Raw genomic sequence first — 24,179 nt, forward strand, 5'->3', positions numbered from 1 at the left:
GATGCGTACTAGCGTGGTCGGTGTGACGGTGACTTCGTGGCGGCCGGCCAATCGGGTCGAGGTGCTGCTGTATCACGCGCTGTTGCGGTCCGATGCCTCGCGGTTCTTTGCTCTGGTGGCGGAGTCGCCGCTGTACGTACCCGCGCTGAGTGGGCAGTTGGTGACGTGGACTCGCGGCGATCGGTCGTTCGTGCCGGCGTTCACCTCGGCGGAGGGGTTGGCGCACGTGGTGGGCGCCGAGGCGGACACGGTGCTGCAGATGTCGTACGAGGCGTTGGCGAAGGATTGGCCGGATCCTTCGTGGTGGTTGGCGTTGAATCCGACGACGCTGATCGACGCGACGGTGCCGGTGCCGTGGGGCGAGCTGCCTTCGTTGCCGGTGGTCTCTTCCGGTTTGGATCTCGAGGCCACTCCGGCAGAGGGGTCTTCTCCGGCGAACGAGCTGGAGGAGGCGATGCGGGAGGTGCTGGCGCAGGGCAGTGTGCCGTTGCTGCTGGACCTGCTGGTGTTCGCCGAGGTGCTGCTGCCGACCTTGCGGCCGACGACGTCGGTGGCGCTGGACGATCCGTACTTCCCGTGGGCCGCACTACCGACCGACGAGCCGGAGTTGGGCGTCTTCACGTCGCCGGCACGGCTCGCGGAAGCGTCGGGCGGCGCGGACGTGCCGTCGGTGCGGGTGCCGCTGATGTCGGTGGTGCAGGCGTGGCCGGGTGCGGAGTACGCGTTGGTGGTGAACCCGGGGTCGTCGCTGCGGGCGCGGCTCCCGGCGGGTCAGGTTCCGGCGCTGTCGGAGTGGGCGCGGGTGGCGGCGGCGTATCACGGGGTGGCGGAACCCTAGCGCCGAAGCCGCGGGCGGCGGCGGCGTATCACGGGGTGGCGGAACCCTCGCGCCGAAGCCGCGGGTGGCGGCGGCGTACCACGGGGCGGCGGAACCCTAGCGCCGAAGCCGCGGGCCTGCCTCGGGCCGGCGCGGTCCTGTGGTGCCCGTGGGGCGGAGTGGGAAGGTGGCGTGGATAGAGTCGGGCCATGCCGACCACGGCGCCGCTGGCGCGCACCGCCGCCGAGGCGCACCTATACATGGACCTGCACCCCTGCGACTGCGGCGAGCCGACCTTCACCGGCCCCACATCGATCATCGAACTGGGCGGCGACGACCTCGGCAGCCGCTACGAAGGCGACTGCCCAATCTGCGGTACGCCCCGCGAGTTCGTCTTCCGACTCCCGGCGACCCCGTCGCTACCGACCCCCGGCACCGTGGTCTACGGCGACGGCACCCCGTCCGAGCTGCTCGACCCGGGCGAGTGGCTCTGGGTCGCCGACCGTTACGCCGGCTCCGTCCCGGCGGATGCCTCCGCACTGGACGAGGCAGCGCGCACCCAGGTCCGCACGCGGATGTCCGCTGCCATCGCCGCGATGAGCGAAGTGCTCGCCTTCATCCCCGCCGACGCCGACGAGGTACCGGCGGAAGCGATCCGGAGCGAGGTGGGGCTAGCGATGTACGAGGAAGATCCAGGTCGCTTCGACCGCGACCGCCTGGAGGTCGTGCGCGACACGTACCAGCAGCTGATCGTCCCTGCCTAGGAGGTGACGCCGCTCGCCCGGTGGCCAGGGACGGCCGCTGCCTCCCCGAATCGCGAGGGCCCTACCGCCCGCCGCGACCAGCCACGAGTTCCGGGCCTGCGACGGGCCTGGCCCCACGACGGGTTCCCGGGCCCGCGGACGGGTTCCCGGGCCGCGACGCGCTCTCGGGCCAACGACGCACTCCCGGGCCAACGACGGGTGGTTCTCGGGCCAACGACGGGTTGCCGGGCCAACGACGCGCTCCCGGACCAACGACGGGTTGCCGGGCCAACGACGCGCTCTCGGGCCTACGACGGGTTCCCGGGCCTACGACCGGCGACGGTAGGCCCGGGAACCCGTCGTAGGCCCGACTCCTCGCAGGCGGTGCCGCAGCGGCGACGTGCCGTGGGCCGGGAAGCGTGTGCTTCCCGGCCCGCGATGCTGCTGGATGGTTCAGGAGCAGGGGTTGTAGTCCCAGCAGTCGTTGTAGCGCTTCTTGTGGTGGCGGCGACGCCGCGGCTTGCACTCGTTGTAGTCCCAGTCGTTGCACTGGTTGTAGTCGTAGTCGTAGCAGCCGCTCATGTCGCTTCCTCCAAGTTTTTGGTTCGGGGTGTGTTCCCCGTGTGCCAACAGCTTCGCGCCTCCCGGGGCCGGGTTCTTTCGGCGCGACGACGACCGAAACGTTCGGTTCCCAACACTGTGGTCAGCCGACGCGCACCTTCCACGGGCTGCGGCAGCGAGCGGCACCCGCGTGAGAACTGCCACCGTGGCAGGGACGACCACCCCGCGACCGCGGCCACCGCCAGAGCCGCGGCCAAGGCTCGATCACGGACGGGTCGAACGGGGGCAGGAACCGAGCGCGGGCAGGCGGCTGGAAGGATTGAGGTGAGCGGAATGGAACGGGGTGGCCACGGCCGGTGATGGTCGCGCTCCCCCGGACGGTGACTTGTCGTCTGCGATACGGTCTGACTGTTTACTGCGGCACCACGGCCACCAGGAGCCCCGGCCGCGTCCGACGTGGAGGGCTGGGTGACCGAGAACTCTCGCTCCGACCGCCCCGACTGGTCGGCCGTGTCGAGCATGGCGAAGGACTTACAGTCCGCGATCGGTGACGCTGAACGCGCACAGAACGAGGCGCTTCGCGTCACGGGCACCGCCTGGTCGAAGGACGGCATGGTCAAGGCCGTCGTCGGGGCCCGCGGTCACCTCCTGGAGCTCGACCTCGACCCCCGCGTCTACCGCACGCCGAACTCGAAGGCGCTGGCAGCGACGATCCTCTCGACCGTCCGCGCCGCCACCGACGACGTGCTCCAGCAGACCGGCGCGATCCTCGACCGTTCCGTGCCCGCCGATCTGCGTGCCCGAGCCTCCGGCAAGGGTCGCCTCGACATGTGGAAGATCGGCCGGATGCACGACGGCGACCTGCGCGACGAACTACGGCGGAAGGACGAGGCCGATGGGGTGGGTTGAACTCAGCGAGGGCCCGGACGCCCTCCGCGCGCGCGCCGCGCAACTGTCCGGCCAGGCCGAGGGGTTCGCGGCGCGTCTGAGCGGACTGCTCCAGGAGATCGCCGCCATCGAGGCCGCCCGACCGTGGGGCGGCGACCAGTACGGCACCCAGTTCGAAGCGTCATACCAGCAGGCCACCGAAGAGGGTCCATTCGCGCAGGCGGTGGACGGTCAGGTCCGCGATCTCGGCCCGGAGGCCAGCGAGATCGGCATCGCGCTGACCGCCGGCGCCACCGACTACCAAGCCGAAGACATCCGGGCCGCCGACGACATCACCCGGATCGTCTGACCACAGCACCGGCCGCGCGCCGGCCTGACCACACACACTGACGAGCGTCGAACGGGGAGGAACACCGGATGGCCGGTTCCTTCCACGAGGCACTCGACGACCTGCTCGAGTGCTTCCGCCAGTTCGAAGAATGGCTACCGGACTGCCTCGGCAACGTCATGGAGTTCCTCGTCCAGATTCCCGAGGCCGACGAACTCGAGCTCTACCGCCTCGCCGACCTGCGCCTGGAACTGACGCAGGCGCTCGCGGAGTACCAGGAGCTGGTCGGTCCGCTCGGCGCCGAGGTCATGACGACGTACCTCGGCAGCCAGGGCGGTGGCGCGGAGGCGTACCGGGCGAAGTACACGCGGCACATGAAGGTCGCGGCGAACGCGACGGAGTCGAGCGCGTCGCTCACCGAGATGGTGCGGGCGTCGGGCAACTCGTTCGAGTTCATGAAGTTGATGGCGCTGTGGGACCTGTTCGACCTCGCGATGGCCCTGTTCGCCGCGATCATGACGATGATCCAGACGTTCGGGCTTTCGACGATCGGCGTCGGCGCGGCGTATGCGGCCGCTCGTGCCGGTATCGCGAAGGCTGCGCGCGAACTGCTGGAGGAGCTGGCCGAGCAGGGAGCAAAGGCAGCCTTCAAGAAGACGCCCCGCCTCGCGCTGGACGTCGCAAAGGCTTCGTCGCCTTTTGTTCGTACGACGGCGCGGGCGCCGATCCGGGATCTGCCGTCGAAGGTGACCGACCTGCTGCGACGCACGGGGAGCCTGCCGCAGAACGTCTGGCGTGGGGTGCGCCATCCCGGGCAGGCGATGACTGGGCTCGGGACTCGGCTCGTCGGCAACCATGCGGCTCAGGAGGCGATGCGGACCGGTGGTGGGCGGCTCGCGCGGCTCACCGATCTGAACAACATCGCACGGGCCGCTCCGAATGCCGCTGCCGCGCGGTCGGCTGCGATCGCGTCGCGACAGGCTACCAACCAAGCGGGTGACGTCGCCCGGCGTGAGGCAGTTGCGCAGTTTGCGCAGTTGACGGGGAAGCAGAAGGCGGCTGCGGTTGCCCGGCACGGGGCGAAGTCGGTGTGGGAGGGCGCACTCGAGGGCGGGAAGGGTGCGCTGAAGGAAGTCGGCAGCTCGATGGCGTACATGGTGGCCACGGGTCATCAGGACCACATTGTCCTGACCGATGACGCGTACGGCCGGCCGGGTCTGCTGAACATGACGTTCGAGGAGGCGGTGACCGGCGGGACGTCCGCGATGGTCACTCGTGGTCACCACGGGACGGGTATCGACACGTTCGGTGAGGGTGTTGGTGCGTTGACCGCGTCGGGGGTCACGTATGCGATGGGCAACCCGGCGAGTCTTTCGGACTTCCTGACGGGGAATGGGCAGGGGCTGACGTCGGCGGCGCAGGAGGCCGCGTTCGAGTTGATCGGTGGGGCGCGGAGTCATCACGCCTCGTCGATTGCGGCTACCGAGGCGCAGGTTGTGGGGTCGGATGATTCGGGGCCGTCGCCGGGGTCCACTTCGCCTGGCCCTGCGCCGACGCCTGGTCCGGTGCCGGCCGGCGGGCAGCAGGCTCTGGCGCCCACGCCGGCCGGGTTCGATGGCGGACCGGCCGACGGCGCCTCGTCGAGTGGCGGGCCGCAGGCCGGCTCCTCGCACAGCGGCGAACCGCAGGGCAGTGCTCATCAGAGTGGCGGCGGCCATCACGGGGGTGAGTCGCAGGCAAGCAGTTCGCAGGGCGGGAACTCCCAGGGCGGCGGCTCGCAGGGCGGGGATTCGCACAGCGGGAGTTCGCACAGTGGCAGCTCGCAGGGCGGGGGCGGCACTTCGAGCAGCAGCTCGCACGCGGGCGGCTCTCAGGGGGGTGGGGGCGGTTCGCAGAGCGGCAGCTCGCACAGTGGCGGCGGGTCGCAGAGTGGCGGTGGCGGGACCGACGGTTCGTCGAGCAGCAGTCACACCGCAGCGGACAACCACACCGCGGCCGACCGGGCCGGCGCCGCGGACAATTCACCGGCGACCGACGGCAATCGCTCCCCCGATGACGGCGCCGCCGACAACGGCCACGATGCTGGGCACGACCAAGGCCATCACGCTGCGGACGACACACCCGGCGAGCACGATCGCGAGGGAGCCGATCACGGTCGCCACCAGGCGGACCACGGCGGCGAGTACGACAGTCAGGACCAGGGTCGCCATCACGACCAGCCGGGCGACGGCGACCCCACGCAGGACGGCCGCCATTCGCAGGATCACGGCTCCGACGACCGGGGCCACCACACGCCGGGGCACGACTCCGACGAGCGCGGCCACCACACGGCGGACCGCGACCCCGACGAGCGCGATCACCGCCCGGCGGATGACGACTCACGGACCGACGATCGGCATCAGCACTCGGACCACGATTCCCGCGATCACGGCCGGCCGACCGACGAGGGCTCGGAGCACCACGACTCGGACGACGATCGCTGGGACGACAGGGACTCGGACGACAACCGGCACGACGACCGAGACGACAGCCGGCCCGACAACCGCGACGACAGCCGGCCCGACAACCGAGACGACAGCCGGGGCGACGACGGGTCGCACGACAACCGCGACGACAGCGACTCGGGCGACAGGTCGCACGGCGACAGCCGAGAGGACAACGACTCCGAAGAGAGCTGGCACGACGACAGCGACGACAGCGACGACAGCTCGGCATCCGACGACTCGGACGACCACTCGGGCGCTGACGAGCCCGTAACCGCGGACACGCACTCGCAGTTCGACCCGTCCGACACAGCCGACGGACCCTCGACCGACCACGACGCGGCCTCCAGCGACGCCGACAAACCGTACGCGACGGACGCTCCCGACACCCCGTCGACCCACCACGACGCCGCAAAAGCCACCGCCTCCGCCGATTCACCCGGCGACTCCGACAAGCCGAGCACGGACCACGACACCGCAGCCGCCGACGACCGACGCGTCCGGGCCCCCGTCACCGGTCCGACCGTCTCCGACGTGCAGCTCCCGTCGTCGCCCGACCCCACTGCCGCTCCCGCCCAGCCGCCTGCCCTCACGCAGGACACGCTCAACGACGTCCTCGACGGACCGGCGCGCACCCCGGAGCAGGTCGCGCTCCGCGAGATCCTCCGGTCGATCGCGCCGGGCGATCAGGGCCCCGACCTGGCCACGGTCCGCGCCGCCCTGGACGAGCACCACGGCACGGCCGTCGCTATGCTCGTCGCCGCCGGCGCGGCCGGAGCAGCTGCCCTCGCGGCCCGCGCCACCCGCACCGCCCCCGCGACCACTGGCCGCACAGATTCGGTCCTCACCGGCACGGTTCACGGCTCACCCCCACCCGCGAGCCCAATCCTGGGCACCCCGAACGACCCTGTCGATCCCCACCCGAGCCACCCCACCGCCCTCACCGGCCCCCCACGCGATCCGGCCACCCCAGACAATCCGTCCGACTCGGACAACCGGTCGGACCCTCTGCACCGAGTCGACCCGAAAGACCCGGGCGCCCCTGTCGAGCCCGCTAACTCCAACGACCCAGCAGACCCAACCGGCCCGGCAGACCCGGCCGACACGGCAGACCCAACCGATCCGGCGGACACGGCAGGCCCAACCGACCCGGCGGACACGGCAGACCCAACCGATCCGGCAGACCCGGCAGATCCCGGCGATCCAAACGGTCCGGCGGACCTCCCCGACCCGGCCGGCCCCGCCGACCCCGCCGACCCCGCCAACCTCGCCCCCCTCGAACAAGAATCCCAGCGCTACTTCGCTGACCTCGAATCCCGCCGCACCCGCCTCCAAACCTGGTTCAACCAGATCTCCGCCCTAGAACGCCACATCACCGACATCACCACCGGCCTCCAACCCGCCGCCCGCCAGGCCAACGACCTGGACGCCCAGCTCCCCCTCCTCCACCAACAGGCTCGAACCACAGCCGACGAAGCCGCCCGCGCAGCGATCGCCGCCAGCCACGCCACCGTCGCCGCCCACCAAGCCGCCGCCCACGCGGCCGCCCGCACCGCGGAAGCCGACCGCGTCGACGCCGCAGCCGCCCAGGCCAAGAAGAACTTGCGCCTGCTCAGCGCCTACCGCCAGGCCAACCACGCCACGTCGATCCGCGACGACGCCACCTCCTGGCACGCCCGCGCCACCACCCTGGCGCGCGACGCCGACACCGCGATCCGCACCGCGCACGAAGCAGCCGACGCAGCCACCGCGGCCGCCGCCCGCCGCACCGAAGCCGAGCAGACCTACCAGCAGCTCACCGACTTCACCGCCGCGGAGTCCGACCGCGCCGACGCCCTCCGCGACGCGCTCCGCCCGCAGCTCGACCGCCTCAACCGCGCGATCGACGCCGACCTCCACACCGACCCCGACCTCACCGGCACCCCCACCAACTGGCTCGATCAGAACACCTCCTGGACCGACCCCGACAGCCCCACCGCCCGTCCGATGACCCGCGACGACCCGCTAGTCCAGGATGGACCCCGGCCCCCCGCCGACCACGTCCGCTCCGACCATCCCACTGACGGCTTCCTGGCGCCCCTCCTCACCCATCAGCGCCAGCTGGAAGCCACCCTGGTCGCGGAATTCGGCCATATTCCCGTGCGCCCCCGCGTCGACACCGGAACGTGGTTCCAGCGGATCAACGCGTTCGGCCACGACCGGGACCCGGCCCGGCGCATCAACTGCTCCGACGCCCGCCGCGCGTTCGTCGACACCTACTTCGGCCGTCCGCGCGTCGCCGCGCCGACCGTCCGCAGCGCCTACGACAACCGCAACACGACCGAGGTCCGCCACCCCGGCGGCCTGCGTGGCGTCGACGAGCAGTGGACCGGTGGACGTTTCCAGGAAGTCGTTCCGTTCCAGTTCGACAACGCCGCCGGCTCACCCGAGGCCGCGGCCGCCCTCCGCGAGGGCATCGCCCGCATCACGGATGCGCTTCGTGCCGCCGGCGACGGTTCGGTCGCGATGATCAGCACCGCCTGGCGCCAGGGCAGCGGCCACGCGTGGGGCGCCGTCAACCACGGCGGCACGATCCACTGGGTCGACCCCCAGAACGGCGACCACACCACCGACTTCCCGTTCGGCACCGACCGCGTCCTCTTCCTGGACATGATCGTGCTCCGCCCCGACGGTCAGCCCACCCCCGTCGACGGCCTGCCGATCTCCCACTTCAGCGAAACCCCGGTCACCCCCGCCTACGCCGCCGCCGCGGCCAACTCCCCGCACCCGCCGTCGGTCCCCCCAGGTCCGAACAGCGTCTCCCCCGCCGTCGGCGAGGATTCGATCGACGCCACGGGGCCGACCACCGCAGGATGGGTAGACAACGGCCCGGCGGACGCCAACCCGCCTGACCACACCCCGGCGGACCCGGCCGACCTCGCAGCCGCGCTCACCGACCAGCGCGTGCTCGACGCGCTCCGACACGAGTCCACGCAGTACTTCGCCCACCTGGCCGACCGCCAGCAACGCGTCCAAGCCTGGTTCGACCAACTGACCCCCACGGTCCAGGAAATCACCAGGCTCGAGCGAGCAGCCCGCCAGGCACACGACGCCGCGATCCAGCAGGCCAATCGTCTCCCGGCCCTCGCCGCCGCCAGCAGCGCGGCCGCGGACTACGCCACCCGCACGGCGAACCTCGCCCGCGGCTACCTGGACGCCACGACCCAGGCCCGCGCGAAGGGCAACGCCTTCGCCCGCGACGCCGACCGACTCGCCTCCGAAGCCCGCGCGGCACGCGACAGCCACCGGCTGATCAGCGCGTACCGCCTCGCCGGCCAGAGCCGCCAGGCCCACGACGAGGCGATCTCCTGGCACGCCCACGCCGGACAGCTCTCCCTCACCGCGGACCGCCTCGCGGCCGAGGCGCGCCAGGCGTCGTCAGCAGCGCAGGTAGCAGCAACCACGCTGAACGCGGCGATCGCGACGCGGCAGCAGACCACGCAGCGCGGGGCGCACCTGGCCGCGCAAGCGGACGCGCTCCGGCCGCCGGTCGACCGGCAGAACCGCGCGCTGTCCCCCACCACCTACACCGACCCGGACCTCGCCGGGCTCCCCACCAACTGGGGCGACCAGAACATCGACTGGTCCGACCCGAACAGCGACACGGCGCGTCCGATGACGGCCAGCGACCCGCTCGTGACGGATTCGCCGTCGGCCGGGGCGGCGCACCGTCCGGCTGCGGACGTGTTCCGGTCGACCGACCCGATCGACGGATTCCGGACGCCACTCCTAGCCCACCAGCGGCTCCTCGAAGCGGCGTTGCTCGCGGACTTCGGCCGGATCCCGATCCACCCCCGGGTCGACGTCGGGACGTGGCTGTCGCGGATCAACGCGTTCGGCTTCCACCACCACGAGCGGCGGATCAACTGCACGGACACGCGGCGGTCGTTCGTCGATACGTGGCTGGGACGGCCGCGGGTGGCGGCGCCGGTCACCCGGAGTGCGTACGAGAACCGGTCCGCGAGCACGCCCGACCACCCCGGTGGGCTCCGCGGTGTGGACGAGGACTGGACCGGCGGGCGATTCCAGCAGGTCATTCCGTTCCTGCACAACACGCCGGTCACCTCGGCGGCCGGGGTGCAGGCGCTGCAGGACGGGGTGAACCGGATCGCGGGCGCGTTGTGGGCGGCGGGTGACGGGTCGGTCGCGCTGATCAGTACGCCGTGGCGCGGCGGTGGCGGCCACGCGTGGAACGCGGTGAACCAGGGCGGGACGATCTTCTTCGTCGACGCGCAGTCGGGGACCGCGACGACCACGCTGCCGTACGGGGCCGACATCCTGTCGCTGGACATGATCGTGCTCGACCCGACCGGCGCGCCGATGCCGGTGGCCGGGATGCCGATTTCGCCGTGGAGTCAGCGGCCGCCGACGCCGGAGTACGTCGCCGCGACGGCCACCGCGCCCCAACCGTCCCAGCCACCGGCCCCGACCACGCCCACCAGCCACACCCCGGCGGACGGCGGCTCGGCGGACACCCCCCGATCCGCCCACACCCCGGCCGACGTCACCGACCCCGCCGCGATCGACGCCTGGCGCCGCGAGTCCTTCGACTACCACCTCGACCTCGACGAACGCATCGACCGGCTCCAGTCCTGGTTCCACCAGACCAATGCGCTGGAGACGCAGTTCGACGAGGCGCGCGAGACCGCCGCCCGGCTGGCCGACGCCGCCGCGGCGGCCGAGCGCATCGGCGAGGACGCGCACGCACTCCGCGCGCTGGCCGACGCCGAAGCCGCCCGGCTCGCCGAGATCACGGACGCCTACGACCAGCTGCGGATCGCCCAACTCCGCGCCACCGACCCGAGCTTCGACCCGAACGACCCCGCCCTGGCCGACGCCCCGACCAACTGGATCGACCAGAACACCGACGCCGGCCGGCTCGCGAGCCGCGCCGACCCGCTGGTGCAGCACCTCCCCGGCGGCCCGGACCGGCCGCCCGCCGATCACCTGCGCACGTACGGGCGCGAGGGGTACCGCGTGCCGCTGCTGGCGCACCAGCGGCTGCTGGAGTCCGCGCTGGTCACCACGTTCGGGCTCATTCCGGTGCACCCGTCGGTCGACGAGGGCGACTGGGTTCTCAGAATCAACGGGTTCGGGACACGATCGGACGCCACGCGGCTGCTCAACTGCGTCGACTCGGTGCGGTCGTTCGTCGACACCTGGTTCGGGCGGCCCCGGGTAGCGGCGCCGCTGGCGCGGAGCCGCTTCCGGTCCCGCAACGCGCTGAACGTCGTGCGGGCGGACCACACCGGCGACACCCCGGGTATGGACGAGGAGTGGACCGGCGGTCGGCTCCAGTCAGTGGTGCCGAGCGTGCACGAACTCGATCCGGACGCCGCGGATCAGGCGGTGAGCGACGGGTACGCGCGAGTCGCGGCGGCGCTGCTGGACGCCGGGCCGGGAGCCGTGGCGATGCTGTCGGCGAGTTGGCGTTCGGGGGCGTCGCACACGTTCGTGGCGGTGAACCAGGACGATGCGGTGCGGTGGGTGGATCCGCAGTCCGGCACGGTCCGTGCGGAGCCGGTGTTCGCGCCGGGCCAGGTCCGGGTGCTGGACATGATTCTGCTGGGGCCGGACGGGGCGGCCGTGCCGGTCGAGGGGTTGCCGCTCTCCTCGCAGAGCGAACTGCCCCCGACTCCGGCGTACGAGGCCGCGGCCCCCGCCGCTTCCGACCCCGACTCGCCGAGCCCCGATCCACGCACCGGCCCCGCGGACTGCGGCCCGAGCGCGCAGCCGGACCGGGCTTCGGAGCAGGCTCGGGTCGATCGGCGGATGGCTGAACAGCTGGCGGGTCTGGTGCAGCGGCGGGTGCAGCTGGACCAGCAGATCGACGCGCTCGCGGGCCAACCGGTCGCCGGTGAGTTCACGGTGGACGGTGCGGCACGAGGGCTCGCGTCCTCGCGACGGGTCGCGCGGGTCGCCCGCGAGGTGGTGGCCGGGATGACCGGTCCCGGCACCCCGTTCACGGCCGCGGACGTCCGGCCGGACGGGCAGATCCGACTCACCGGTGACGGGCCGTCGGTGCGCGCCCGGGTGGTGACGGTGTCGTCCCCCGAGCTGGTGCGAGTGTCGGTGGGGGCGCAGGGTCTAGTGACGCTCACGGTGTCCGACCGCGCTGACCGGACCGCGCTGGAGGCAGCACTACCGTTCGCTCTCGACCAGGCGACGTCGATGCTCGCCGGCGCACCGAGCGGCCCGGACGTCTTCGGACCCGGCCCGATCACCGGCCCGATCGACCCGTCGCGGGTGACCGCCCGCGATACCGCGCGCGTCAACAACCTCCGGCGGACGCTGGACGAGCTCGATCGTGCGGCTCGGCGCCCGCTCGTGCGGGCGAGGCTGCGGGCGCGCGCCGTGGCGGAGATCGCGGCGGCGGGGTTCGCGCCGAGCCTCGGCCCGGACGTCTCCTGGGCGCAACGGCGTGCCGTGCTCGACGCCGACCTCGCGGCGCGGATCGCGGCGCTCGACCCGCACCCCGCGTTCGGCCTCACCGCCACCACGGTCAGCTCCGCGACCGCCGCGACGACCGACTCCGCGCTCTCACCCGCCCAACTCCGCACCGAACGCGAAGCCGTCCGAGCCCGCGAACATTCCCTCCGAGCCGCCCTACGCCCCACCGGCCCCACCCCAACCCCGCCCGGCGATACGGCCCGACCCGGCGGAACCACGCCACCCAGCGGAACGACACCGCCCAGCGGGACGACACCGCCCAGCGGGACGACACCGCCCAGCGGGACGACACCGCCTGCGGGGATGACCCCGCCCGGCGGAATCACCCCACCCGGCGGAATCACCCCACCCGGCGGAATCACCCCACCCGGCGGAATGACCCCACCCGGCGGAATGACCCCGCCCGGGGCGACTCCTCCCGGTGGGGCGCCGCCGCCGGGAGGGCCGTCGGGCGGGCTGTCGGCGGCCGGGGATCCGGACGGGCCACTGTTCGGGACGGACGCGGTGCAGAACCTCCGAAACGCGGCGTGGATCGCCGAGGTCGCCGGGGTGCACCGGTTCGAGCCGGTCCCGGGGCGTCCGGGAGTGTTCGCCGTCTACCCCACGGCAACGGGCAACTCCTTCCCCCTCGCGATGGGCGTCGATTCGAACGCCCCTGCGGGCACGGTCCGCGTCGTGCCCGGAGCGCTCCCGGGAGCACTCGGCGTAGCCGTCCCCCCGCGCGGCCGCCGACTCGACATCCAGATCGAACTCGCCGCGCACCTCGCGGCCTTCGTCGCAGCACACACCGGCGCGGGATCCACCGACCTCCTCGGCGCGGGCCCCGCATCACCGCAGCTCCGAACCGGCCACTCCCGCACCCCGTTCTCCGCGACCGACCACGCCACCCTCGCCCGCATCCGCGGCCGCGCCCGAGCAGCCTCCGAGGCCGGCCCGTTCGCGCGTCCATCCGCCGAGGCACGCCTGCGTGACTCGCTCACCCACGCCGGCCTCATCCCGGGCACCGCGACCGCGGCCCCGGACGGCACCGGAGCAGCCGACGCCTCCCTGCGACTGGCCGCAGCGGTCCGCGCAGGCCTCCTCACCTCCTCCGATGCGGACATCGCCACAGCCCTGAGCACCGCAGCTCGCCCCACGGCGGCGAGTCGGCGCGTCGAGCAGGCGGTGGCGCGCGCTGTCGGTGGGCTCGGTGGCCGGGACACCGCGCTGGGCGGTGGGCTCATCGACCTCGTCCCCGCCGGAGCGCCGGCGATCACCGCCCGCGTGGTGGTCGGCCCAGCCGGCGGACCACCCGTCGCCGTCGCGTCCCACCCCGGGGTGCTGACGATCACCGTCGCCGCAGACGCCGATCCCACTGACGCCGCGATCGACGCGGCACGGTGGGTCGCCGGCGCACTCGCGACCGTCACCGGCGCTCCGACGACCGGCGCGGTCCTCACCACCGACCCGCTACCGCCGGGTGCAACGCTCACCGTCGACGACCAGCGCGCCCGCGCCGAACTGGACGAACTCGCCGCGGCAGCCCGGAACGCAACCCGCTTCACCCGACGCGCGGCCGTGGACCGGCTCGCCCGCCGCGCCGAGTCCCTGGGCCTGCGTGCCGGTGCCCGCGACGCCGCCGCCCGCCGCGCCCTGCTGTCCGGCACCACCAGCGCCCTGGCCCCCGCCGCACCCACTCCCGCCACGACGGTCCCAGACCTGGCAACCGAACTAGCCGACCTCATCGACGCCCGACGCCCCACCCCGGGCCCACTCCCCACCATCGACCCGGAAGCCCTGTCCGCCGCCCTGGGCAACACTCCCGTCCACATCGACCCGGCGAACCCCCACCTCCTCACCGTCACTCCCCCCGGATCCACCCCCCTCCGAATCACCGTCACCTCCGCCACTCTCCCCAGCGGCGCCCTAGCGATAGCCACCTCCGGCGCCACGCCCACAAGCAACACCCCCGCCGCTGGCACCCCCGCCACAAGCAGCACCACCGCCGCTGGCAGCCCCGCGGCGAGCGGGACCCCCGCCGGTGGCAGCCCCGCCACAAGCAGCACCACCGCCGCTGGCACCCCCGCCACAAGCAGCACCACCGCCGCTGGCACCCCCGCGGCGAGCGGGACCCCCGCCGCTGGCAGCCCCGCCGCTGGCACCCCCGCGGCGAGCGGGACCCCCGCCGCTGGCAGCCCCGCCGCTGGCGGCCCCGCCGCTGGCGGCCCCGCCGCGAGCGGCACCGCCGGAGGTGGCACCACCGCCGCGAGCGGCACCGCCGGAGGTGGCACCACCGCCGCGAGCGGCACCGCCGGAGGTGGCGGCACCGCCGCGAGCGGTGGGATGGGTGGCGCGGCGACGATCGCGGTGGATGGGCGGGCTCATCCTGTTGCTGCTGCGATTGCCGTCGCCGGAGCGGTTGCGGAGTTGGTGGCGAGTGCGGCGGGGCTGCCTCACGGGACGCCTTCGGTGCGGCCGGGGGCTCCGGTCAGTGCGCCGCTGACCGTGGCGGACGCTCGGTCTCTCGCTGAGGTGCGGGCGGCGGCCGGGCAGTCGCGGGTGCGAGGGCGAGGTGTGCCGGCAGCCGAGACGCTCGAAGCGCTCGGCCGGGAGCTCGGGCTGCTCGGGCGGTCCGATGGTGCCGTCGTCCGGCGCGGGCTCGTCGACCCGGCGACCGAACACGCACTGGCGGCGCTCGGCGACACCGAGCCCGAGGCGCTGACCCGGGCCCGGCAGCAGGTCGAGTCCGCCGCGGCGAGGTATCCGGGCGGCTCGGCGACGAGGCTCGACGCCGAGCGGATCCGGGTCGACGTCGGCGGGCACAGCGTGACGCTGACCGTCCGCGTCGGAGACGACACCCAGGCCGTCGGGCCGGTGCTCACCGTGTACGGCGGCGCCGATCCGCTCGCCGCGGAGCGTTTCATCGCCCGGGCGGTGGCGACCGAGATCGTGGCGGTGACCGGACTTCCGCCGGACGTCACCGTCGACGATGCCGCGCACGCCGCGGAGCTCGGCGTGCTCGGTGAGCACGCCCGTGACCGGTCGCTCGGGCGGACGAAGCGGCGGGCGGCCGCACGTGCGGTGGTCAGTCTGCGGGCGGCGGCCGGCATGGATCCGGGCCGGCCCGGTGGGGAGCGGCAATACGAGCGGCTGCGGGATGCCGGGCTGCTCGGCCCGGACGCTCACGCCGCGCTCGGGGCGCTGCTCGATCCTGCGGCGGTCGCGGTTCGACGCGCTACCCGGGATGCGATGGTGCAGGCCGCGGAGGAAGCCGGCGCTGCCGACGTCACGCCGGTCGGCGACGGGCTCGCGGAGGTCACGCTTCCGGACGGCAGCACGCTGACGGTCGAGGTCGTCGACGGTGTCCACGAGCCCGCCGTGAGCGTGGACGGGAACGTCGTCACGGTGGCTCGCCCGCCGGCGATCCGGCTCGACGAAACCATGCTCGCGGTCGCCGACCCAGTCCTCGTGCGCACCGACCACGGCCCAGCCGACCTGGTCACTCTCGCCGGGCGCGTCGCCGAGGAGATCGCCCTCCGCCGCGGCCTCCGCCCCGACACCCCCGTCCTCCGCCCAGGCACCCCCCAACGCCCCACCCCCAGCACCCCCACGCCCACCGGCCCGGCGCCCGCGGTGGGCGTGTTGGCGCAGGCGACTGGGGAGTTGGAGGCCGCTGATCATGGGGCGCTCGATGTGGCGGCGGTGGTCGGTTTGCGGCTGGCGATCGCCGGCGCGCCCGCGCACGCCCAGCGACTCATCGCCGAGTACGGGCTCGCGCACGACACCGTCGGTGCGGCCGAGCGGCGGGCGTCCCTTCCGGACGACGTGCGGCAGGGCGTCGAGCGGCTCGACGCGGCAACCGGCAGCGCACGCGCCGTACTCACCGGCCGCGCGGCAGCCGAGAGCGCGCTGCTCGCCGGCGGGAACGGCGCGGACGTCCACGTCGACGCCAACCGGCCGAACGTTCTGCGCGTCCGGTTCCCGGGGCCGCAGGACGTCGAGGTCGGCATCTACCGCGACCCCGACCCCGACGCGCCCCTGGTCCGCTTCGTCGACGACCCGCAGCGCGGACTGACCGTCATCGTCAACGAGTACGCGTCGGAAGTCCGGTTGCGGCACGCGATCACGGTCGCACTCACCCGCTGGACGCGCCTCCAGCTCACGCCCCGCGCACCGGCCGCCTGGGGCCCCGACCGGCTCACCCTCCCGCTCGACCCCGACCGGTGGACACCGTCGCACCACGCGCGCGTGGCGTCGCTGCGGTTCCTGCTGCAGCGGATGATGCGGGCCGAGACGCTCGGCAACCGGTTGATCCTGCGGGACTCCGTGCTGCGGTCCCGCGTCCGGCAACTGTCCGGGCAGCTCGGGCTCGACCGCGGCATCGGACGGGTCGTGTCGCGGCTCGACCTGCTCGTGCAGGAGGGTCTGCTCACCGGCGACGAGGCCGCGGCGATGCTGAACGTCGACCGGCCCAGTCTTGCCCACCCGGTCCGGTGGCTCGACGACCGGCACCGGCGGGACATGGTCGCCGACGCGCGGGCGGCGATCGAGGCGCTCGATCCGACGAATCGGGCGGTTTCCGCGCGGTTGGCCAGCGACGACGTCATCGCCGACGTCACGTGGCAGCCGGTCGACTGGGCGGCCGACACCGGCACGTACCTGGTCACGCTCACGAACGGTCGGAGCTTCCAGCTCGAGGTCGTGGCCGGTTCGCTGGTCAGCGACCAGGCCGCCGACGGTCCGATCGACCCGAGCGGCCGGCTCGCGAGCGTCGTCGTCAACCAGCGGCGGCCCCTGTTCGTGCGGAGTGCGGAGTGGCATCGCCACCTCGAACGGGAGGCCGTCGCACAGGCCGTCGGCCTCGCCGCCCGGCAACCAGCCGCCGGCGCACCCGCCACCCGCGACACCACCCCCGACCGCCTCCTCCGCCGCCGCGCATCCGCACTCCCAACCCCGGGCACGCCTAGCGCGCCGACAACACCCAGCGCGGCCGCCACGCCGCCCACACCCGGCCCACCGGGTACGAGCACCCCGAGCACCCCGAGCACCCCGGGCAAGAGGCACCCGGGCACGCCCGGCGCCCCACACACGCCCGGCGCCCCACACACGCCCGCGCCCGGCGCGCACGCGCCGCGGGCGGCGCTCTCGCCCGACGACCACGTCGCACTCGCCCGCTTCACGCAGTGGGTGCGCCAATACGCCGCACTCGACCCCACGCTCGACGACGCGCTCCTCGTCGGGCGCCAGATCGACGCGCAGCTCGTCTCCCTCGGCCTGGACGCCGGTGCCCCCGGCGTCGACGCGCTCCGCGCGTACCTGCCGGACGACGTCCGCGCCACCCTCGAGCAGCGCGAAGGCGGACGTCACCAGGCAGACGGCCGGGCCGTCGTGCGGCGCGCCCACGCAGCGGTGAGCGACGCCGCCCGCCTCGCCGGCGCAACCCTCACCGAACCCAACCCCGGTGAATTCGAGCTGGACAACCACATCCGCCTCACCTTCGCCGCGGCCACCACCCCCGGCTTCGGCCAGGGCGTCGTCATCACCGCGGGCAACCCGACCGTGCTCGCACTCTCCCCGCACCTCGACGACCGTCAGGTCGACCGCGTCGTCGCCCGGGCGGTGGGCGAACTGCTCGACCCCCTCGACCCGGCCACCAACGGACTCGTCCTCGAAGTCGCCGCGCTCGCCGACCGGATCGCCGACACCCGCAGCCCGTTCGACAAGGCCGCCACCCGCCGTCACCTGCGCGACCTCGTCGTCCGCAACGGCCTCGACCGCGACGCCCCCGGCGTCGACGCGCGCCGTGCGCTGTTCGCGGGCCGTCCGAACGTCCACACCGAACTGCACCGCGCCGACGCCGTGAGCAAACGAACCCCGACCGACTTCGCCGCCCTCCACCAGCAGCTGGCCGACGCCGCCCACCACGCGGGCGTCGCGGACATCAGCGCCGACGGCACCGACCCGCGCGTGGTCACGCTGACGCTCGCCGACGGCACCGTCCACAGCCTGCAGATCGTCCCGGACCAGACCGGCGACGGCAGCCTCGCTCAGGGCGGCGTCGAACACGGCCGGCCCGTGCTCCGCGTCGACACCCGCGCGACCGGCCTTCCGCGCCGGGCCGCGATCGTGCGTGAACTGGCGCGGATCGCAGCGTCGCTCGACCGGGCCAACCGCGGCCTCCCGATCGACGCCACCCCGGTGTTCCAGCCGGGGCACCGCACGTCCGCGATCATCCCCGCCGACCTGGCCCCCGCCGACTGGGCGCTCGCGGCCGAGGGCCGCTTCCTGGCGCGGGCCTACGCGGACGGCCGGTCGCAGCGGTGGATCTCGCGCCGGATCGACGTCCTGGCGCAGGCCGCGGGTGCGCTGCGCAACGAGCCCGGTGGGGCGCACCGGCGGGCCGCGCTGCCCGCCGAGTTCGGCACGCTGCTGACGCAGCTCGACGGCGCGGAGATCGGCACCCGCACGCGCGTGGCCGAGGACGCGCTCACGACGCTTGCCGACGATCTGGGTCTGCCGGTCAGCCGCATCGGACGTGATCCGCAGTCGCCCGACACGATGTCCGACGGTCAACCGCGCTACCTGGTGACGCTGCCGAACGGCGAACAGGTCCGCGTCCGGATCTTCGTCGACTCGCTGGGCGAGGGGGTACTGGCCCGGGCGATCGAGGACGCGCCCGACCTGATCACGCTGGACGTCGAGGAGTCCGCGAAGCCGGACCGGATCCGGGCCGCGGCCACCCGCGAACTCGCCGCTCGCCTCGCCGACCGCCTGGTCGCCCCCGGCTCCCCCTGGTCCGGCCACCGCCTCGGCGTGCCCGACGAGACCACGAACGACCTCCGCGGTGACCTCGCTGCCGGCCGCCTCGACGCCGCCCGCTACGCAGCCCTAGCCGAACTCCGCACCCTGGACCGGATCGCCCGCGGCGATGCGGCTGCGGCCGCCGGCACCCCCGGCACGAAGAGTGGAGCGGGTCACTTCGCCCGCCGCCGCACCACCCGCTCCGCCCGCGACCTCGTCACGCGCCTCGGCCTCGCGTACGGCGCCGACGACGCCCCCACGCTCCGCGCCGCGCTCCCCGGCGACCTCCGCGACGTCGCCGCCCGCTACGACGGCAGCCGCCCCGAGTCGAACCCCGACGCCAGCACCGCCGCCGCAGCCGCAACGATCAAGCAGGTCGCCGACTTCCGCCGCCGCGACGACGGCACCGGTCTTCACGTCCGGATCGACGACGGCGAAGTCGTCATCACCCCGTCCTCAGGCCCACCGCTGCACGTCACGGTGACCACCGAGGCCCAGGGCATCCCACCGCTCCGCGACGGCGAGGTCGCCACCGGCCACGTCCTCGGCCCCGACGACGCCCAGATCCTCGTCTCCCCGGACGCGACCGACGCCCTGATCGAGGACACCGTCGTGGCCATCGCCGCGCGGCTCCTCGCTCAGCTGCGTCCACCGGCGACGACCACCGTCGCCGATCCCGCCACCGTCGCGCGGCTCCGACTGCTCGCCGACCGCACGGACCGCCTCGGATCCCGTCGGCGCGCCGCCGCCGAGACCGCACTGCGCCGCTACCTCGCCGAGGTCGGCCTGGCCGCCGACCAGCCGGGCGCCGCCCAGGCCCGCGCCGGCCTCCCGGACGACATCACCAGGATGCTGACCCGGATCGACGGCGACCTCACCCCGGACGTCGTCCGCGTCCTGCAGACCATCCGCGCGGCCGCCACACCCCACCCGGAACCGGACGAGCGGCCCACGCTCGCCCAGGACGCCGACGTCCACAACGTCACGATCACTCCCGCCACCGACCAGTGGCGGCAGGTCACGGTGGAGATCAGCGAGGGCGGCCCGGTATTCCATTTCCAGATAGCCGCCGGCCACCTCCCGTCCGGCGTCGCGCTCGACACGGGCCCCCAGGGCGTCCTGCTGTCGAACACCGCGACCCCCCGCCGCCTGGAAGCCGCACTGGCCCGCGAAATCGCCCAGCGCGCCGCGGCACAACGGCGCGAGTCCGAGTTCGCGCCATCGACGCCCCCGCCGATGGCCGACCTGCTGACGGCCGACCCGCTCCCGGTCGACGCCGGCGAACTCTCCCCCGACGACCACGGGCAGATCGCCTACCTGCGCGCGGTCGCCCGCCTCGACGGCGCCCGCCGCACCCCCTCGCCCTGGTTCGCCGAGACGATCACCCGCCTGGGCATGCACCCCGACCAGTCCGACGCCGTCAGCCGCGCCACGCTCGTCGTCGCGGGCGAGCAGCACATCCTCAACCGCCGCCTGTCCCAGCTCGACAACCCTCGCACCCGCGCCGCCCGCAACCGCAACGCGCCCGGCTTCCCGACCGGCGTCCCGGGCCGCCGCACGTACATCGCGAAGGCGTACGCGTCCACCGGCACCGCGCTCGTCGTCGCGTCGCTGGTCTCGCTCCTGCGTGGGCAGCTGACCCAGGGGCTACTCTCGCTCGGACTCGCGTCCACGGTGCCGGGCACCGCCGGTTACGGCGAGTGGGTCACGCGCCACCGCAGCCGAGCCAAGTCCGACGCGTCGGACCGGGAAAAGCGCACCAAGGAAGCCGCGAAGCAAGCAGCCATCACACAGCAGGAGACCGACGCCCTCACCGCTCTCACCGCGGCGGCCGCGGCCCTGGGCATCCAACTGCCCCAGCCGCCCGATATCGACGTCGTCGTCCCGGCCGACCGGCTCGACGCGGCTGCGAACCCACTGCCGTACCGGCGTCCGCGCAGCGCCGTGCTGTCCGGCCGGAGCTACCTCCGCAAGACCGCACCGGCGCCGCTGCTCTACGGCGGGCTGATCGGCTACGTCGCGGCCTCGATCGGGGTGTTCACGCCCGCGTCGGCCGGGATCACCGGCGCGGCCGCCGGTGTGTTCGGCTCGATCGGCGAGTGGATCAAGTACCGCGGCCAGGAACGCGAGCAGGACCGCGACGCCGACCGGCAGCACGACCGGGACTTCGAGATCCGCACCCCCGAGGACGCCGCGGCCGACGCCCGCCTCGCGCAGCAGCGCGAACTCGCCGCGACGCTCCTCGAGCAGCTGACCCGGCTTGCCGCCCAGGAAGGCGTTCCGCTTCCCACCGGTCCCCACGCCGGCCCGGCCGGGCCGAACCGCACCGTCGACGATCAGCTCCTGCTCGACGGCGACCTGGCCCCCTGGTCGCTGCGCACCGAGCTGCCGTCGCTCACCGAGCACCTCGTGAAGTCCGGGACGTCCAACGTCGGGCTGGGGACCGCCGCGCAGGTCGGCGCGCTGATGGGCGTGACGGCCGTGACCGGGGCGTCGCTGCCGCTCGTCGTGCTCTGGGCCGGGCTGGCCGGTGGCGCGATCGGCACGGTCGTCGGCGGCACGTCGGAGTCGCGCATGCACTACCACTGGGACCGGCTGCGCCGGGAACGCGAACGCGACGAGAACGAGCTGGCCGCCCACGCGTCCGCCGACCGGTCCGCGCAGTACGCGGCGGTCGTCGACGATCTGCTGGCCTCGTACGCGATCCTCGACGCGTTCGGCATCGCCCTGAACGTTCCGCAGCTGAGTGCGCAGGCACCCGACCCGACGGAACCGAAGCAGGCCGACGCCGCCAAGCGCACCGGGGGCCGTGCGGACTGGGGAAAACTGTTCGACCGCTCCTACTTCCCGCGCACCCTGCCGGCGGCGGTCGTCCACGTCGCCGTCGGCGTGCCGGCCGCGTTGGTGCTCGGCGCGGTGTCCTCGCTGCTGCCCGGCCTCACGGGCCGCGTGGCGGCGGTGATCGGGTCGCTCGGCGACAAGTGGGCCGACGGCGCGGAGAAGGACCGGGCGTCCGACCGGCAGGCACCGCACAAGGACCGCATGGCCCAGGTCGCCAACCGTCAGGCCGCCCAACGCAGGGACACCGAACAGCTGGCGGAACGCCTGACGGTGCTGCTGACCGACCTGAAGAGCGAGCTCGACACCCGGCGCACCACCGCGCGCGCCCTGCCGCCGCCGAACCCCGGCGACCCCGGTAACCCTTAGACAGCGCCGTCCAGATACACGACACCCGCTGCCAGCAGTTCGCGGACGATCGCAAATCCCCAGTGCGTGAGGTACTCCTCCGGCGTGTCCTCCCGGAACCGGTCCTGCCCCACCTCGGCGTACGAGGCGGACACCGCGGTCACGGCGTCCCACAGCGACGGCCACTGGCCGGCTGTTCGCCACAGCAGCGCGGTGCGATCGGTGGAGACGGCGACGCGCGGCCGGCCGGGCAGGCCGTACTCGAACAGGTCCGTCCGCTCGGCCAGGCCGTGCAGCAGCGGCTGCAGGCGGTACGCCCGGGCGAACGCGAGTGCCCGCTCGGTGCCCGGGTGCACCTCCACGACCAGCCCGCGCTCGATCAGCGCGTCCAGCCGGCGACCGGCGTCCGGGACTCCCTCGCCGACCGCGGCGGCCGCGACCGACGCCCGGTTCCAGAGCCGGTCCCGGGTCGCGGCGCGGGTGATCTCCCAGATCCGGGCCTCGCCCTCGTCGAGGGAGTGGTCCTCCGCACCGACCCGGACGAGATGCGCCACGTACGCACTGTCGAGGAACCGGTGGAACGGCCCGCCGCTGTGGCCGGCAGCGAACAGCCATCCGGCGCGGTCTGTTTCCGGCGGCGGTGGGAAGGACGGTGCGCCGACCAGCGGCGTCGGTGACGCGGGCTGCAGCGCCGCCGTCCACCCGGTGATCAGCGGCCCGAGCAGTGACACCGCGTGTTCCCGCAGCGCCCCTTCCTCCACCCCGGCCAAGCCCTCTCGCAACGGCGAATCCCCGGAAACCACCGCCGCCACTGTCGACGCCAGCGACCCGTACACCGCCGACCGGCGCCACACCTCGAACCCGGCCGGGTTGAGCTCGGCCCAGGCCCCCGACAGCTCCGCGAGCCGACCCATCCGCTCCCCGGGGAGCCCGATGCCGAAGGACGCGGACCGCCGGGCATTTCCCAGCCCGTGCACCAGCGGCACCAGCCGGTACTCGTTCGCGAACGCCGCCGGGTCCTCGGGCACCTCGACGAGCAGGCCCCGGTCCCAGAGCCGGTCCAGCGGCGCCACATCGTCGACCAGCGTGCTTAGCACCTCGGCCGGCAACAGCCGCGGGCCCAGGTCGTCTAGACCGTGCGCGAGCAGCCAGGTCGCGTACTCGAGTTCGTCGAGCTCCACGGTGGCCGTGCCCAGCCTCACCCGGACGCTCGAGGAGATCCGCCCCTGCAGGTGCCCGACGGGTGCGATCGTCACGACAGCCCCTGCCGCGGCCGGTGGTCGAGGTACGCGGCACCGTGCGCGACCAGCGTCTGCACCGCGTCGAGCACGAACGTCAACACGGCAGCCGGGTCGGTCTCCCCGTGCCCGCTGTCCCGGGCGGCCTCGGCAAGGCCTTCGCAGGCCGACCAGAGATCGGGCCACAGGTGCGCCCACTCCCACACCTCGAGCACGCTCGGCGTCGCGCGCAACGCCACGACCAGCCCGGGGACGCCGATCGCGTCCAGTTCGTCGTCGCGGGTGTGCCCGAGCCCGAGCAGCAGCGGCTGGAGGCGGTGCTGCTCGGCGAACTCGCGCGCCTGCTCGGTGCCGGGCACCACTTCGACGACCAGGCCTTTGTCGAGCAGGCCGTCGAGGACGGCGTCGGCCTCGGGGTGCTCGGCCGCGGCCGCCAGCAACGATTCCCGGGTGAAGGGCTCGGCATCCGGCAAACCGTGCGCGAAGCCCCAGACGTCCAGCTCGGTTTCGTCGGCCAGCCGGAAGGGTTCCCACCCGGCGCGCACCACGTGGTAGCTCGGGGGTTGCCCGGGACCGGGGTGGAACGCTCCCAGGTAGTGGCCGACCGGCAGCAGCATCGGGGTCGCGTTCATCGACCTCGATCGTAGGGTGGCTGGTCACTCTGGT

General features: G+C 73.8%; 8 protein-coding genes. 5 read left to right on the plus strand and 3 right to left on the minus strand.

The window, feature by feature from the left end; all coding sequences use genetic code 11:
• The first annotated feature begins 1 nt into the window (after position 1).
• Positions 2 to 838 (plus strand): SseB family protein, encoded by an 837-nt coding sequence (locus ACGFY5_RS11095; protein ID WP_392719434.1) that lies wholly within the window; start codon positions 2 to 4, stop codon positions 836 to 838.
• Between the two features lie 188 nt (positions 839 to 1,026).
• Positions 1,027 to 1,581 (plus strand): hypothetical protein, encoded by a 555-nt coding sequence (locus ACGFY5_RS11100; RefSeq protein ID WP_392719435.1) that lies wholly within the window; start codon positions 1,027 to 1,029, stop codon positions 1,579 to 1,581.
• Positions 1,582 to 2,013: 432 nt separating this feature from the next.
• Here ACGFY5_RS11100 and ACGFY5_RS11105 read toward each other — a convergent pair whose 3' ends face one another.
• Positions 2,014 to 2,142 (minus strand): hypothetical protein, encoded by a 129-nt coding sequence (locus ACGFY5_RS11105; RefSeq protein ID WP_281174598.1) that lies wholly within the window; start codon positions 2,140 to 2,142, stop codon positions 2,014 to 2,016.
• Between the two features lie 447 nt (positions 2,143 to 2,589).
• Between ACGFY5_RS11105 and ACGFY5_RS11110 the strand changes: the two genes are divergently transcribed.
• The 3 genes from ACGFY5_RS11110 (at position 2,590) to ACGFY5_RS11120 (ending at position 22,296) form a co-directional block, all read left to right on the plus strand.
• A complete protein-coding gene (locus tag ACGFY5_RS11110) occupies positions 2,590 to 3,030 on the plus strand; it encodes a YbaB/EbfC family nucleoid-associated protein (protein WP_392719436.1) in 441 nt (146 codons plus the stop codon).
• Positions 3,017 to 3,358, plus strand: coding sequence for a hypothetical protein (locus ACGFY5_RS11115; protein ID WP_392719437.1), 342 nt, complete (start codon positions 3,017 to 3,019; stop codon positions 3,356 to 3,358). Before ACGFY5_RS11110 ends, ACGFY5_RS11115 begins: the two co-directional genes overlap by 14 nt.
• A gap of 68 nt (positions 3,359 to 3,426) precedes the next feature.
• Positions 3,427 to 22,296, plus strand: a complete 18,870-nt coding sequence (locus ACGFY5_RS11120) for a toxin glutamine deamidase domain-containing protein (RefSeq protein WP_392719438.1) — start codon at positions 3,427 to 3,429, stop codon at positions 22,294 to 22,296.
• Here ACGFY5_RS11120 and ACGFY5_RS11125 read toward each other — a convergent pair.
• Positions 22,293 to 23,531 carry a hypothetical protein gene (locus ACGFY5_RS11125; RefSeq protein WP_392719439.1) on the minus strand — a complete coding sequence of 413 codons (1,239 nt, stop codon included), beginning with the start codon at positions 23,529 to 23,531 and terminating at the stop codon, positions 22,293 to 22,295. The genes ACGFY5_RS11120 and ACGFY5_RS11125 overlap by 4 nt on opposite strands.
• Positions 23,528 to 24,145 (minus strand): hypothetical protein, encoded by a 618-nt coding sequence (locus ACGFY5_RS11130; protein WP_392719440.1) that lies wholly within the window; start codon positions 24,143 to 24,145, stop codon positions 23,528 to 23,530. Before ACGFY5_RS11130 ends, ACGFY5_RS11125 begins: the two co-directional genes overlap by 4 nt.
• Positions 24,146 to 24,179 lie beyond the last annotated feature (34 nt).

Origin of the sequence: Cryptosporangium sp. NPDC048952 (assembly GCF_043197895.1) — a bacterium.
GTDB lineage: Bacteria > Actinomycetota > Actinomycetes > Mycobacteriales > Cryptosporangiaceae > Cryptosporangium.

Excerpts from the sequence above, each read along its gene's own strand:
- ACGFY5_RS11115 (WP_392719437.1), top strand. The coding sequence starts at position 3,017 with ATGGGGTGGGTTGAACTCAGCGAGGGCCCGGACGCCCTCCGCGCGCGC.
- ACGFY5_RS11100 (WP_392719435.1), top strand. The coding sequence starts at position 1,027 with ATGCCGACCACGGCGCCGCTGGCGCGCACCGCCGCCGAGGCGCACCTA.
- ACGFY5_RS11095 (WP_392719434.1), top strand. The coding sequence starts at position 2 with ATGCGTACTAGCGTGGTCGGTGTGACGGTGACTTCGTGGCGGCCGGCC.
- ACGFY5_RS11105 (WP_281174598.1), bottom strand. The coding sequence starts at position 2,142 with ATGAGCGGCTGCTACGACTACGACTACAACCAGTGCAACGACTGGGAC.
- ACGFY5_RS11130 (WP_392719440.1), bottom strand. The coding sequence starts at position 24,145 with ATGAACGCGACCCCGATGCTGCTGCCGGTCGGCCACTACCTGGGAGCG.
- ACGFY5_RS11120 (WP_392719438.1), top strand. The coding sequence starts at position 3,427 with ATGGCCGGTTCCTTCCACGAGGCACTCGACGACCTGCTCGAGTGCTTC.